The sequence below is a fragment of the Herpetosiphon geysericola genome, from assembly GCF_001306135.1.
GTDB lineage: Bacteria > Chloroflexota > Chloroflexia > Chloroflexales > Herpetosiphonaceae > Herpetosiphon > Herpetosiphon geysericola.
Map to the genome: position 1 here is coordinate 43,775 of NZ_LGKP01000022.1, position 14,164 is coordinate 57,938.

Genomic DNA, 14,164 nt, shown 5'->3' on the forward strand with positions numbered 1-14,164 from the left:
ATTGCCAATGCTAAGCTTACAAACGGTGGTTGATGGAGTGCGAATTGCCAGCGAACCAAGCTTGCAATTGCCCGCAGCGTTGGCCAATTTGCCAATAACGAGTGCTTGTATCGATTCGCGCGAAGCTGTCGATGATGGTTTGTTTGTGGCTCTGCAAGGCGAACGGGTCGATGGTCACGAGTTTATTGCTGCGGTCGCGGCGCGCGGCGTTCGCGCGGCCTTGGTGCAACGCGGACGTTTGGCTGATCCAACCCAATTGGGTTTGGATCGGCCTTTTGTTGAGCTTGACCCTGATTTGGGCCAAATTCCTGAAACTGCACCAGCCAATGCATTTTTTTTGATTAGCGTTGATCAGCCGTTGTTGGCCCTGCAACGCTTGGCCACTCGCCATCGCCAGCAACGCGATTTGGTGGTGGTTGGGATTACTGGCAGCGTTGGCAAAACCTCTACCAAAGAGGTGTTGGCGGCCATGCTTGCGCCAACCATGCGTACTCATAAAAGCCCACGCTCCTACAACAGCGAAAATACCTTGCCCTTGGTCGTGCTCGGGATTGAGCCAAACCATCAGATTGCAGTGCTCGAAATGGGCATCTACAACAAAGGCGATTTGGCCTTGCTCACGACGATTGCCCAGCCCCAAATTGGCATTGTGACCAACGTTGGTTTATCGCACTTGGAGCGCATGCATACGATCGAGAATGTGGCCGAAGCCAAAAGCGAATTGGTCCAAGCCTTGCCTGAAGATGGTTGGGCGATTCTCAACTACGACGATCAGCGGGTGCTGGCGATGCGCAACCGTACTAAAGCCCAAGTCTTTACCTATGGCCTTGACCCCCAAGCCGATTTGTGGGCCGATAACATCGAAAGCCGTGGCTTAGATGGCATTGGCTTTGATGCCCATTATCGTGGCGAAAAATGGCATATCAAATTGCCTTTGATTGGCTTACATAGCGTGCATACGGCCTTGGCGGCAGCGGCGGTGGGAATTGTACTCGGGCTTTCGTGGGATTCGCTGATTCAAGGGTTGCGCAGCAGCGCCCAATTGCGCTTGCTCTCGTATCCGGCGGTTGGCGGCGCAACCCTGATTGACGATACCTACAATGCTTCGCCAGTTTCGTGTATTGCAGCGCTGAATCTCTTGGCCGAGCTACAAGGCCGCCGGATTGCCGTGTTTGGCGATATGGCCGAGCTTGGCCCACAAGATGAAATTGGCCATCGTTCGGTTGGCGTGCGCGCTGCCGATGTGGTCGATGAATTATATGTTGTGGGCGAAAAAGCCTCTTGGATTGGCAAAGGAGCCATTGAATCAGGGCTGGCAGCAGAGCATGTGCATGTGCTACCCGACAAAGCTACGGTGATTGCGGCGTTGCAATCGACCCTCCAAGCGAACGATTACGTCCTTGTCAAAGGATCGCGTGCTGCCGCTATGGAAGATGTTGCGAATGCTTTGCAAGTTAGGCCGGAGGCTAAGGCGTGAATAACGAACAGGTCGTCGTCGAACTTCAGCGAGCGCTGGTGCTCAAGCTGGCTGAAGCGTTATTATTGGCTGGAGCCGCTTTTGTTTTGACGTTAGTCCTTGGTCGCTGGTGGATTCGCTGGCTCAAGGCGCATAATATTGGCAAGGCAATTCGGGTTGACGGCCCGCAAAGCCATATGATTAAAATTGGCACGCCAACCATGGGCGGGGTCATGATCATTGCCTCAGTCGTAATCATCACGGTAATTTTCAATTTGGTTAATCGTTGGTCGATGCTCTTGCCGTTGGCGGCCTTGGTTGGCTATGGCATTCTTGGCGCGTTCGATGATTATCTTTCGCTGACCAAAGTGCGCTCCAAAACCTTTGGCCTGACCGAACGCTTCAAAATGGTTTGGCTGGTGATGATTGCCTTTCTGGCATCGTTGGCCTTGTATCTGCCCAAGCCGTTTGGTTTGGCCAATGGCGGCGATGTGGTTGTGCCGTTTGTTGGTGTCATCGATATTGGCTACTGGTACATTCCGATTGCCACCTTTTTGATTGTGGCGATGGCCAATGCCGTTAATTTCTCCGATGGCATGGATGGCTTGGCAGGCTGGACTTCAGCGATTGCCTTTGCCGCCTTCGGCGTCATTGCCTTCGTCTATCGCTTCGATTACTTGGTGACCTACTCGTTTACGGTGTCGGGCGCGTGCGTAGCCTTCTTGTGGTTCAACGCCCATCCGGCCCAAGTGTTTATGGGCGATACTGGCTCGTTGGCCTTGGGCGCAACCTTGGCGATTGTGGCGCTGATTTCCAAAGCTTGGTTATTACTGCCCATCGTGGGGATTATTTATGTGCTCGAAGCTGCTTCGGTGGTGATTCAGCGCTACTATTTCAAATATACGCGAATCACGACTGGTACTGGCAAGCGGGTTTTTAAAATGACCCCAATCCACCATCACTTCGAACTGACTGGTTGGTCGGAGATGCAAGTTGTTCAGCGCTTTGTGATGATTGGAATTATTGCAGCGATGATCGGGATTTCGCTGGCCTTGAACCCAGCCTTACCTCAGCAGGTGAGTACAAGCTCAACCCAGCCGACGATTCCTGATAATCCCTTTACCACGACCGACGATCCGACCGCCACGCCCTATCCATCGCCGTTGGAAAACTAGGCCACAGCTCGTAAGCTTGCTGGTTGAGTTGGCTTGATTTAATCGCAGGGCATTTAGCAAAGTAAGGCATGGCATGCTCGATTTACGCAACAAACGAATAACCGTGATGGGTTTGGGTGTTCATGGTGGCGGCTTAGGCGTTACCCGCTTTTTGCTGGAGCAAGGCGCCCATGTAATTGTGACCGATCTGCGCAGTGCTGAAGTCTTGCAGCCATCGTTGGCAGCTTTGGCAGGTTTGCCCGTTGAGTTTGTGCTGGGCGAACATCGTGACCAAGATTTTGAGCTGGTCGATATGGTGATTCGCAACCCAGGCGTGCCGCGTGAATCGCGCTATTTGCAATTGGCTCGCGCCGCTGGCGTAGCAATTGAAATGGAGATGACGCTGTTCTTCCGGCTTTGCCCAGCCCCGATTATTGGCATTACTGGAACCAAGGGCAAAACCACCACCACCACTTTGACTGGGGCGATGTTGCGGGAGGTTTATCCCGATACGGTGGTTGCTGGCAACTTGCGGGTTTCGGCCTTGGAGCAATTGCCACGCATCACCGCCCAAACGCCGGTGGTGCTTGAGCTATCGTCGTGGCAGTTGGAAGGGCTAGGCGAAGCTGGGTTAAGCCCAGAGTATGCTTGTGTCACCAATTTGTCACCTGATCATCTCGACCGCTATGGCTCGATGGCCGATTATGGATTAGCCAAACAGCAAATTTTTCTCTATCAAAATCCTGATGATGTGGTGGTGCTGCCCAAGCACGATTTGATTGTTAATACCTGGGCGAACGAAGCCCCTGGGCGGGTGATTTGGTTTGATGGCAACGAAGGCTGGCCGTTGGGCCAATTGCAAGGCCAACACAATGCTTTGAATATCGCTGCTGCTGCGGCCTTGGCCCAAGCTTATGGCATTTCCGATGCAGCGATTCGCACGGCAATCGAGCACTTTGCTGGGGTTGAACATCGCATGGAGTTGGTGCGCGAAATCACTGGCGTGCGTTTCGTCAACGACACGGCGGCCACCACGCCAACCGCTGCCGCCGCTGCGCTCAATTCGATGAGTAGCTCAGTGATTTTGATTGCTGGCGGAGCTGATAAAAAGCTGGCTTGGAACCCGTTAGTTGACGCAATTCAACAATCGAGCCAATTAAAACAGCTCATTATCTTGGATGGCACTGGTTCGCCTGCGTTGGCTGCGGCGCTTGGCACCGAGCAAGAGCGTTATCAATCGTTTGAGCAAGCAATTCGGGCGGCTTTTGAGCTTGCCGAAGCTGGCGATACAATTTTGCTCTCGCCTGGAGCGGCAAGCTTTGGCATGTTTCGCAACGAATTCCATCGTGGCGAAGAATTCCGACGAATTGTCGGCCTGTTGGCGGAAGATTAAAAATTATTTAGGAAAATTGGGCTATAGCCAAAATTGGTGAAACCAGCCACGATAGTGAAGGTTCTGCAATTGCGGTTATTGCCAAAGGCCTAAGTTCTTGTTTCGTCGCTATTGAGCTCGATTGCTACAATTGGCTCAGAAATTGGCAAACTATGCAAGATCCCTATTCAGGTTATGAGCCTGAGCGTGTTGAATATTCTCCCAGCCAGCCTGTGATGGTGCAACTCCCGAGTGCGCCAGTACGGGCTACGTGGGTGTTTATGGCGATCAACGTCATCATGTTTGTGGTTTGTATCCTCAAAGGCATGAGCGTGATGGGCAGCAGCGATGGTGATGCGTTGGTGCTGATCGAATTGGGTGCCAAATGGTCGCCGTTGATGGATATTGGCGGCGAGTGGTGGCGCTTATTGACCGCAACCGTGCTCCATGGCGGGCTGGTGCATATTGGCTTTAATATGTATGCCCTGTATGCGCTTGGCCCAACTGTTGAGCGCTTTTATGGCAGCCTGAGCTTTAGCATCATTTACCTGATTGCCGGAATTGGCGGGGCTTGGGCTTCTTATACATTCGGCAAGTTGCCCAGCCCTTCAATTGGGGCTTCGGGCGCAATCTTCGGCCTGATTGGCTGTTTGATTGGCTTCTTTTTGACCGCCCGCAGCGTGCTAGGCGATTTTGCGCGCCAGAACTTGCGCCAAATGGTTGGCACGGCGGCAATTAACCTGATTATTGGCTTATCGCTCTCATCAGTGATCGATAATTATGCCCACATTGGTGGCATGGTGATGGGTTTGGCGCTAGGCTTTGCATTGGCCCCACGCTTGGCCTATATTGCCGATTGGTTTAAACCGCGAATTGAGGCCCGAGCGCCTGCGCCGATTCGTTGGCTGAGTGTGGTTGCGGCCTTAATCTTTGTGGTTGGCGCAACCTGGTTTGTGCATAACCAGCGGATGGCTGATGCAAACAGCAGAGCACTGCTCGAAAATTTCTATCAAGCATGGATCCAAAGTGCCCGTTAGACGGTTGGAGGTCGGCATGAACGATCGAGTTCCCCGAAAACCTGATGGAATGTTGCTAGCCCTCGTGGTTGGCCTAGTTGCGTTTGGGCTAGTGATGGTCTATAGCTCATCGTTCTATGTGGCCTATGCCGAGTACGATTCTTCGGTCTATTGGGTATTGCGCCAAACCATGTGGGCAATTGCTGGCGTTGTGGCAATGTTTATCACAATGCAGTTCGATTATCGCAAGTTACGGCGTTTTTCCTTGCCCTTGATGGCGCTGACGCTCTTTTTGCTGCTGTTGGTGTTGCTGTTGCCCGAACATATTACCAAGGTCAATGGAGCCAGCCGCTGGATTAATATTGGGCCAATTGGCATGCAGCCGAGCGAAATTGCCAAGTTTGCTGCAATTATTTATTTTGCCGACTGGCTTTCGCGGCGTGGCTCGAAAATTCGCCAATTTGTAACTGGGCTATTGCCGTTTGGGATTATGCTTGGGCTATTGGCAGGCTTGGTGCTGTTGCAACCAAATATGAGTACCACGATTGTGATTGTGGTGATCAGCGCCGCAATTTTGTTTACCTCTGGTGCAAGTTTGACTCACTTGGGCATCGCCGCCAGCATCACCACACTGGTTGGTTGGATGGCAATTCAATCGGCTGGCTATCGTGCGTTGCGGGTGTTGGTTTGGCAAGATCCGTTTAGCTATCCCCGTGACGGTGGCTACCAACCAATTCACGCCTTGTATGCGCTTGGCTCTGGTGGCTGGACTGGCGTTGGTTTAGGCCAAAGCCGCCAGAAATTTTTCTGGTTGCCCTTCGCCCATACTGATGCAATTTATGCGGTGATTGGCGAAGAACTAGGCATTATTGGCGCAGGCTTGGTGCTGGCAGCATTTATTGTGCTGGCGGTGCGCGGCTTCCGCATTGCCTCGCGTTCGCTCGACCCATTTGGCGCGCTGATTGCAGTTGGCGTGACAACATGGCTGGTGGTGCAAGCGCTGATTAATATTGCCGTGGTAACCACCGTAATTCCGTTTACTGGGATTACGCTGCCATTTATTTCCTATGGTGGCTCGTCGTTGATGATGACCATGATTGCGGCGGGCTTGCTGCTGAGTGTTACCCGTTATGCGCCGTTGAAACGGGCTGAGGAACAAACCAATGAACTCTCCATCCCCACAATTGGCCAACTCCGACCACGAGTGGTCGCCGCTGCTGATGCTGTGCGGCGGTGGCACGGGCGGCCACGTGTACCCAGCCTTGGCCGTAGCCAGCGCTCTGAAGAAGCTCAGCGAGCAAGCAGCTTCGCCATCGGCAATTCCCTCGGCGGCACATGGCGCAAATCAGCAGACGAATCCAAGCGGCTCATCGCTTGGCGCAAGCCCAAACAGCGCAAAACCTTGGTCAGCCAGCCAATCAACGGTAGCACCGCCCGCGAACGGATCGAGCAGCGGCGGCGGAATCAACGCCAACGTTAAACCGCAACTGCGCTATATTGGCTCGGTTGATGGCATGGAAGGCGATTTGGTGCAGCGCGAGAGCACGATTCCGTTTGTTGGCTTGCCTGCTGCGGCGATGCGTGGGCGTAATCCAATTCAAATGCTGAAAAATGCTGGTGTGTTGATCAAAGGTGTGCTTGCGGCGCGTAGTTTGTTGCGGCGCGAACGGCCAGCAGCAATTTTGGGCACTGGTGGCTATGTTTGTGTGCCGTTGTTTGTGGCGGCGGCGCTCGAACGCGTGCCAACGTTGCTCTATTTGCCCGATATTGTGCCTGGTTGGGCAGGGCGAGTTTTGGCGCGTTTAGCCACCCGTATTGCCGTAACCTTTGATGATTCCAAGCGCTATTTGCCAGCACATAAGGTGGTTGAAACTGGCTATCCGGTGCGCGGCGAGGTCTTTAATCAAGATAAAGCCGCCTGTCGGGCGCTGTTTGGGCTGAATGATCAATTGCCAGTGCTCTTGGTTTATGGTGGTAGCAGAGGCGCACGCTCGATCAATCAGGCTGTTGCCGCGCTCTTAAGCGATCTGTTAGAATTAGCGCAGGTCGTGCATGTTTGCGGACGGAATGGTGATGAAACATGGTTGCGTGAGGCTCAGGCCAAGCTCAGCCCTGAACAGGCCAGCCGTTATCATCTTTACCCATATCTGCATGCAGATGCTGAACGCTCGATGAGTGCAGCATTTGGCGCAGCAGATTTTGCGTTAAGTCGGGCTGGTGCTTCGACGATGGCCGAACTACCCGCCGCAGGCATTGGTTCGATTTTGGTGCCTTTGACGATGGTGAAGCAAGAATACAACGCTGCTGCCCTGGCCGACCGTGGCGCAGCAATTAGCATTCCCGATGAGGCAATGCTAGGCTCTGGAGAGCCAACCCAAGGCCGTTTGTGGCGCGAACTCTCGGCAGTGCTGAGTAGCCCTGAGCGTTTACAAACGATGGCGCAACGCAGTGCCAGCCTTGCCCAACCAGAAGCAGGGGCGCGGCTTGCCAGCGAATGGCTGGCGCTTGCCCGAGGAGGCTAAAGCGTATGTCGTTTCGAGTGATCCTCTTGCAACAATCGATCCAGTTTAGCTTTTTGCAGCTTTTGATGCTTGTGATTTTTCCAATCGCAGGCTTCTTTGGCTGGCGGCGCGGCTGGAAGGAAGAGGCCATTACCACGGTCGGGCTCATTTTCTCATTGGTGTTGTTTGCCAACCCAACGGTTGCCGAAAACATGGCCGGGCTGCTGAATCGGATTATCAATGCCTTTGCGGTGTTTATTAATGCGTTGTTTGGTGGCGAAAGTGGCGAACGATCCCCCTTTATTGATAGCGATAATTTTGAGAATTTTCGGGCAATTTCGTTTATCATCGGGGTGATTCTTTCATATGTGATTGGTTCGGCAATTGGCAGTCGCGATGAGGTAAGTCGCGGTGGACAGGTGATTGGGGTCGGCGTGGGCGTGTTGAATTCGTATATTGTGCTTTCACGCTTGCTCGATTTTTGGATTGCCTACGACAAAGAGGGCGCTAATTTGCCCTTTGATGAGGGTGTTGGCATCACCGTTTCGTCAATTTCGCAGCAAAATGCCCTCAAGGACAATTTGCCAACGATCTTTGCCCTGCTCTTTTTGGTCGTATTGATTGTAACCTTTTTTCGCCTCCCGAGAATGCGGGAGTAACTCCCAGAGCATAGAGCAAAGAACATAGAACATAGGATGAATCGATTATGCTCTATGCTCAATGTTCTATGTTCTAAAAAATCCTTGGGGACGCTGGGAATCATCGATCTCAGCGTTTCTGCTGTTTTTATCTGGCTTTTTTAAGGAGTCGCTGGTGCATACGCACATTGTTGGAATTGGTGGTTCAGGGATGAGTTCGATTGCGACGATCCTCGTGGAGCGTGGCGATCAGGTTTCAGGCTGCGATCGCGCTGCTAATGCTGCAACCAAGCGGCTCGCAGACCAAGGGGTTGCAATTGCGATCGGCCATGATGCGAGCCATATCGATGCCATCGATCGCCTGCTGGTTACTTCGGCCTTACCACTCGACCACGTTGAGATCGTGGCCGCCCAGCAAGCGGCGATTCCTGTGCTCACGCGCCACGATCTTTGGCGCGAATGGAGTGCCGAGCGCCCGACCTTGGCGGTTACTGGAACTCATGGCAAAACCACCACTACCGCAATGTTGGCAGTTATGTTCAAGCATTCTGGCTATAGCCCAGGCTTTTTGATTGGGGCCGAAGTGCCTGCCTTGGGAGCGAGCGCCGCGTGGGGCGAAGGGCCGTTGGTGCTTGAAGCCGATGAATATGCGCGCACTTTTTTGGCAGTCGATCCAGCAATCGGGATTATTACCAACCTCGATTGGGATCATGTTGATATTTACCCCAGCCAAGCTGAGTACGATGCAGCTTTTCTTGAGTTTGCCAGCAAGCCCAGCCTACAAGCCTTGGTGCTTTGCGGCGATGATGCTGGCACGCAACGGGTGCTGGCCGATTTGCCAGCGATTCGTTGCGGCTTGGCTGAGCACAACGCTTGGCGCGCAACTGCGGTTCAAGCTACGCCCGATGGCATGCTTTTTGAGCTGATTAGCCCTGTGGCCGAGCCAATTGCTGTTCAACTGGCGGTTGCTGGCTTGCACAATGTGCAAAATGCCCTGTTGGCCTTGGCTGCGGCCCACGCCTATGGGGTTGATCTCGTGGCGGCGGTCGCGGCAATTGCGCACTATCAAGGGGCGGCGCGGCGCTTCGAGCCAAAAGGCAAGGTTGGCAATGTGCGGGTGTTTGATGATTATGCCCATCATCCCGCCGAAATTCGGGCCACGCTTGCAGCAGCCAGAGCACGCTTCCCTGAGCAACGGATTGTGGCCTATTTTCAGCCGCACACCTTCAGCCGCTTGGAAGCATTTTTGGCTGAATTTCAGACAGCTTTTGTGCAGGCTGATGTGGTGCGAATTGGCGCAGTTTATGGGGCACGCGAAACTGGCAACGGCGATCCAACCGCCCAAATTGTGGCTGGGATGCAACATCCAAATGCGCTAGCCGTGGGCGATTTGAACCAAGCCTTTGAACAATTGTTGCACGATGTGCAAGCTGGCGATGTGGTATTGACCTTGGGCGCAGGTGACGGAGTTTCGGTTGGCGAGCGCTTGGTGGCGGCGCTGAGGTGATTCGATGATTGCTGATGCTGCGTATCGCCAATTTCATCGTGATGCAGCAGATCGGTTGCGTCAACTTTACGCCGAGCAAACTGGTCGGCCTGAAGGCTTGGATGGAATTATGGCATGGCATTTAGCATTGGCCTGCGAATGGCCCGATGCAATCAACGCAGCCCTTGATCAGGCTGAAAGCGTGATTGCGCAACATAATATTGCCGATGCGCGGGTTTGGTGCGAGCGGGCCTTGGATTATTTGAGCCGCTTGGCCGAGGAGCAACGGGCTAATTTTGCCCTGCGCGCCTATAGCCTCGCGTGGACAGTGCTCGATTGGGCGGGCAATCACGATGATGCTTTGTATTACGCGCAGCAGCTTTTGACCTTAGCGCGCGCCGCCCAATCGGTGCAGATTGAAGGCGGTTCGTTGGTAGCATTGGGCCGCTCGCAACGAGCATTGCGCGATTTTGCCAACGCCGAGCAAACGCTCAAACGCGCGCTTGATTTGGCCCGCACGACCAATAATCTGCCGCTTGAAGCAGAAGCGTTGTTGCACCTTGGCAAAACTGAGCAACTGCAAGGACGTCATACCGAGGCAATTCACCTGTATAACGCCGCCCAAGCACGCGGAGCGGTGATTGACGATCGGCTAACAATCGCTAAAATTATCACAAGTATTGGCGATGTCTATCGTTTGATTGGTTCAGGCCAACAGGCAGCCGATTATTACACCCGCGCCTTGGAAATCGAGGAGCATCTGCCTGGTACGTTGGGCGTGGCGATTGTGCACGAGAAATTGGCGCTTTCGTATCTCGAATTAAACGATTTGGATCAAGCGCTGCGTTGCCAAGCAGAAAGCCTGATGTTGCGCGAAAAATTGCATGATGCGGTGGGTACAGCCCGTGCCTACACCGTGATGGGCGTGATTCATCATGCTCGTGGCGATTATCAGACCGCAGTCGACTCGTTTTTGAAGGCCTTGCAATACGAAGATCGTCGCTCGCAGGGCGTTGGCCAAATTATGCTGCACAATCGTTTGGGCGATGCCTATCGAGCGCAAGCAGATTATGGCTCGGCGAGCACTAGCTACAATGTTGCGCTGACCAATGCCCAGCAATTAGGCGACACGGTTGGAATTGCCTTGGCTAGCGAGCGTTTGGGCGATTTGGCCTACGAATGGAACGATCGGCACGACGCGGGCAAACATTGGCATACCGCCTTTTTGCTGCGCCAAGGGCTTGGCCACTACGATGAACAAAAACGCTTGCGTGAACGCTTGCGCAGTTTAGGAATGCAGGTTTAAGCATGATCGACCTACGCGAAAACGAGCCACTTGCGCCATATACCGCGTGGCGGATTGGTGGCCCAGCGCGGTACTTTGTTAATGTCAGCAGCCCTGAGCAACAAATTGAGGCTGTGCAATGGGCCGAACTTCAGCGCGTGCCAATTTTTATGCTTGGCGGCGGCTCGAATCTGCTGATGAGCGATGCTGGCTGGAATGGCTTGGTGATTCGTAATCGGGCGACTGGCTTTGAGATTCAGGAGCATGGTGAACAACTGACGATTCATGTGCAAGCTGGCGCGCCGACTGCTGGCACGGTGCGACGCTTGGCGGCTCAAGGCATTGCTGGGCTTGAATGGGCCGAAGGGTTGCCTGGCACAATCGGCGGGGCAATCTATGGCAATGCTGGCTGCTACGGCGGCGAAACTGCGAAACATCTGCAATCGGCACGCTTATTGTTGCCCGATAATCAAATTGTTGAGTGGTCGGCAGCTGATTTTCAATTTGACTATCGCACGAGCCAGCTCAAGCGCCTGGCAGCTAATCGGCCAACCACGCGCATTCCGTATGTGCTCGATGCGGTATTAACTGCGTGGCGCGACGATCCGGCGCGGATTGCTGGCAGAATGGCCAAGATTGCGGAAGGCCGCAAGCAACGCACGCCTGCTGGTTCCTCGTGTGGCTCGGTGTTTAAAAACCCAGCCAACACGACCGCTGGCCGCTTGATCGATGCTGCTGGCTTGAAAGGCTTTCGCATGGGCGCGGCTCAAATTGCCGAAAAACATGCCAACTACATCTTGAATCTTGGCGGGGCAACAGCCAGCGATATTTTGCGGGTTGCCGAATATGCCCAAACTGAAGTATTAAAACAATTTGGCATCGAACTTGAATTAGAAGTTCGCGTGATCTCCAGTGAGGATCAATCGTTATGACAAAACGGCGGGTTGGAATTGTCTTTGGCGGCAAATCGGGCGAGCACGAAGTCTCGTTAAAATCGGCGCGGGCAGTGATGAATGCGCTTGATCCTGCAAAATATACGGTTGTGCCAATTGGCATCAGCCGCAACGGCCAATGGCTCAGCGGTGGCGATCCATTGTTGGCTTTGGAGCAACAGGCCGATCAAAAGATGCTTGGGCGTGCGCCGCAAGCTGGCTTGGTCAGCGAAACCGCCATTGTGCAAAGCGCTGGCAGCTTGCCCGAACACACCAACATGGCTGCGCTCGATGTGATTATTCCGGTCTTGCATGGCCCGTTTGGCGAGGATGGCACGATTCAAGGCGTGTTTGAATTAGCCAATCTGCCCTACGTTGGTTGTGGCGTGTTGGCGGCCTCAGTGGGCATGGATAAAGGCTTGATGAAATCGGCCTTTGCTGCTGCTGGCTTGCCCCAAGTACCATGGCAATTGGTGTTGCGCCGCGATTGGCAACAACAGCCCGAAGCAGTCTACGAGCGGCTTGAAGCTATTTTGCACTATCCAATGTTCGTTAAGCCAGCTAACCTTGGCAGCAGCGTTGGCATTAGCAAAGTCAGCAATCGGGCTGAACTAGCGGCTGGTATAGCCGAGGCTGCTGGCTACGACCGCCGGATTGTGATTGAGCAAGGCATCAATGCCCGCGAAATTGAAGTGGCGATTTTGGGCAACGATGATCCAGCGCCTTCAGTGCCAGGCGAAGTGCTGCCAGCCAACGATTTTTACGATTACGCCGACAAATATCTTGAAGGCCAGACCCAATTTGCGATTCCGGCGGAGCTTGAGGCTGCGACCAGCGAGCAATTGCGGGCCATGGCCGTGACCGCCTTCAAAGCGATTGATGGTGCTGGCTTGGCGCGGGTCGATTTCTTTGTCGAACGCGAAACTGGCGCGATCTATATCAACGAAATTAACACCTTTCCTGGCTTCACGGCGATGAGCCAATATCCCAAATTATGGGAAGCCACGGGAGTCAGCTATAGCGAATTGCTTGATCGCTTGATCGACTTGGCAATTGAGCGCTATCACGAGCGAGGCCGATGAGTAATCCACGTCGGACAGGCCGCATAATCAGCCGCAAGCCACGTGGGCGGACTGCGCTTGGGGTGCGTACCAGCACGCCCATGGTGCGGCCAACTGTGCGCACGGTTCTGCGCAGCATGCTCATGAACGGCAAATTATTGGCTTTGGTTTTACTGTTAGCGAGCATTGGCTGCTTGATTTTTGTTTTTCGTTCGCCAGCCTTTGTGGTTGACAACTTAGAGATCGAGGGCAACCGCTCAGTCGACGCGACCACCATTAGCCAATTGGCCGACCTACAAGGCCGCTCGATTTGGGATATTGATCCGGCGGCGGTGGCTGCGCGGATTGGCCAAAATCCCTATGTTGCCACCGCCACGGTGCAATTGCGCATTCCGGCGCGGGTTTTGGTGCGGGTGCAAGAGCGGCAGGCAGCGGTTGTTTGGAATGTTGGTGGTACAAATTACGAAGTGACTGCTGGCGGCGAAGTGTTGGGCTTGGCCACCTCGATAACCACCGCAACCTTAATTATTTACGATACCCGCACGATTCCAATTTCGGCGGGTAGTTATATTGACACCGATGCCTTGAATTTGGCCCAAACGCTCTATTTGCGTATACCCAAAGAGCTTGGTTGGCAACCGACGCGCTACGAGTGGGACCCATACTACGGGCTTTCGGTTTACAATGACACCAAGCAAGCTGTGTTTGGGCGTTTGGCAGGCGAACCGATTAGCCTTGATCGCAAACTTGCGACCTTGCAACAAGTCCAAACCAGTGATACTGCTTGGATATTTATTGATTTACGACCGGAAAAACCCTACTATCGACCGCAGGCGACTCCAACGCCAACTGAAGGGTCGCAATAAGGAGCACATGGGTGGAGCAGCGACAAGCTATGTGGATTCCGCTGGCGGGGCTTGGAGTTGGGGTGGCGATTGGGCTTGTTTCCGGCCTAACGATTCCCTCACAATTTGCCCGTTATACAGCGGTGGCAGTTTTATCAGCGCTTGATTCGATTGTTGGTGCAACCAGGGCCACGATCGAAAAACGCTATCGGAATCGGATTTTTATCTCGGGATTAATTGGCAACACTGTGTTGGCGGTTGTGCTGGCGTTTCTTGGCGAACGCTTAGGCATTGACCTCTATTTGGCGGCAGTGGTGGCCTTTGGTGTCCGTTTGTTTGAAAATGCCAGTCGCATTCGCCAACATCTGGTTGGCTAGGCGCAAAGAGCGAAAACCAAGGCGAAGCTACGCTTGATGGA

Annotated in this window: 12 protein-coding genes and 1 pseudogene; all 13 read left to right on the forward strand. The window is 53.6% G+C overall.

Translation table 11 applies throughout. The features are described from left to right. Positions 1-7: 7 nt before the first annotated feature. Positions 8-1,477: a UDP-N-acetylmuramoyl-tripeptide--D-alanyl-D-alanine ligase gene (locus SE18_RS13055; protein WP_054534909.1), complete on the forward strand. Its 1,470-nt coding sequence runs from the start codon at positions 8-10 to the stop codon at positions 1,475-1,477. Continuing rightward, positions 1,474-2,631, forward strand: a complete 1,158-nt coding sequence (mraY, locus tag SE18_RS13060) for a phospho-N-acetylmuramoyl-pentapeptide-transferase (RefSeq protein WP_054534910.1) — start codon at positions 1,474-1,476, stop codon at positions 2,629-2,631. Before SE18_RS13055 ends, mraY begins: the two co-directional genes overlap by 4 nt. 73 nt (positions 2,632-2,704) lie before the next feature. Beyond that, a complete protein-coding gene (gene murD, locus SE18_RS13065) occupies positions 2,705-4,003 on the forward strand; it encodes a UDP-N-acetylmuramoyl-L-alanine--D-glutamate ligase (RefSeq protein WP_054534911.1) in 1,299 nt (432 codons plus the stop codon). A gap of 152 nt (positions 4,004-4,155) precedes the next feature. Further along, positions 4,156-5,019: a rhomboid family intramembrane serine protease gene (locus SE18_RS13070; protein WP_054534912.1), complete on the forward strand. Its 864-nt coding sequence runs from the start codon at positions 4,156-4,158 to the stop codon at positions 5,017-5,019. 49 nt (positions 5,020-5,068) lie between these two features. Then, positions 5,069-6,118, forward strand: a pseudogene (gene ftsW / locus SE18_RS13075) (putative lipid II flippase FtsW); the annotation flags it as partial. 367 nt (positions 6,119-6,485) lie between these two features. Continuing rightward, a complete protein-coding gene (locus SE18_RS13080) occupies positions 6,486-7,520 on the forward strand; it encodes a UDP-N-acetylglucosamine--N-acetylmuramyl-(pentapeptide) pyrophosphoryl-undecaprenol N-acetylglucosamine transferase (protein WP_269083555.1) in 1,035 nt (344 codons plus the stop codon). Between the two features lie 5 nt (positions 7,521-7,525). Next, the gene (locus SE18_RS13085) at positions 7,526-8,158 is read left to right on the forward strand and encodes a hypothetical protein (RefSeq protein WP_054534915.1); all 633 of its coding nucleotides are present in this window, start codon (positions 7,526-7,528) and stop codon (positions 8,156-8,158) included. A 154-nt stretch (positions 8,159-8,312) separates the two neighbouring features. Then, entirely contained in the window at positions 8,313-9,644 is a 1,332-nt protein-coding gene (gene murC / locus SE18_RS13090) for a UDP-N-acetylmuramate--L-alanine ligase (RefSeq protein WP_054534916.1), read from the forward strand. Positions 9,645-9,648: 4 nt separating this feature from the next. Further along, the gene (locus SE18_RS13095; RefSeq protein ID WP_054534917.1) at positions 9,649-10,929 is read left to right on the forward strand and encodes a tetratricopeptide repeat protein; all 1,281 of its coding nucleotides are present in this window, start codon (positions 9,649-9,651) and stop codon (positions 10,927-10,929) included. Positions 10,930-10,931: 2 nt separating this feature from the next. Further along, the gene (gene murB, locus SE18_RS13100) at positions 10,932-11,840 is read left to right on the forward strand and encodes a UDP-N-acetylmuramate dehydrogenase (protein WP_054534918.1); all 909 of its coding nucleotides are present in this window, start codon (positions 10,932-10,934) and stop codon (positions 11,838-11,840) included. Then, positions 11,837-12,922: a D-alanine--D-alanine ligase gene (locus SE18_RS13105; RefSeq protein WP_054534919.1), complete on the forward strand. Its 1,086-nt coding sequence runs from the start codon at positions 11,837-11,839 to the stop codon at positions 12,920-12,922. The genes murB and SE18_RS13105 overlap by 4 nt, the downstream gene beginning before the upstream one ends. Beyond that, on the forward strand, positions 12,919-13,767 hold the full coding sequence (locus SE18_RS13110; protein ID WP_054534920.1) for a cell division protein FtsQ/DivIB: 849 nt from the start codon (positions 12,919-12,921) through the stop codon (positions 13,765-13,767). The genes SE18_RS13105 and SE18_RS13110 overlap by 4 nt, the downstream gene beginning before the upstream one ends. Before the next feature lie 11 nt (positions 13,768-13,778). Next, positions 13,779-14,123 (forward strand): small basic family protein, encoded by a 345-nt coding sequence (locus SE18_RS13115; RefSeq protein WP_201783493.1) that lies wholly within the window; start codon positions 13,779-13,781, stop codon positions 14,121-14,123. Positions 14,124-14,164 lie beyond the last annotated feature (41 nt).

Excerpts from the sequence above, each read along its gene's own strand:
- SE18_RS13105 (WP_054534919.1), top strand. The coding sequence starts at position 11,837 with ATGACAAAACGGCGGGTTGGAATTGTCTTTGGCGGCAAATCGGGCGAG.
- SE18_RS13070 (WP_054534912.1), top strand. The coding sequence starts at position 4,156 with ATGCAAGATCCCTATTCAGGTTATGAGCCTGAGCGTGTTGAATATTCT.
- murB (WP_054534918.1), top strand. The coding sequence starts at position 10,932 with ATGATCGACCTACGCGAAAACGAGCCACTTGCGCCATATACCGCGTGG.
- SE18_RS13095 (WP_054534917.1), top strand. The coding sequence starts at position 9,649 with ATGATTGCTGATGCTGCGTATCGCCAATTTCATCGTGATGCAGCAGAT.
- SE18_RS13055 (WP_054534909.1), top strand. The coding sequence starts at position 8 with ATGCTAAGCTTACAAACGGTGGTTGATGGAGTGCGAATTGCCAGCGAA.
- murD (WP_054534911.1), top strand. The coding sequence starts at position 2,705 with ATGCTCGATTTACGCAACAAACGAATAACCGTGATGGGTTTGGGTGTT.
- SE18_RS13110 (WP_054534920.1), top strand. The coding sequence starts at position 12,919 with ATGAGTAATCCACGTCGGACAGGCCGCATAATCAGCCGCAAGCCACGT.
- SE18_RS13085 (WP_054534915.1), top strand. The coding sequence starts at position 7,526 with ATGTCGTTTCGAGTGATCCTCTTGCAACAATCGATCCAGTTTAGCTTT.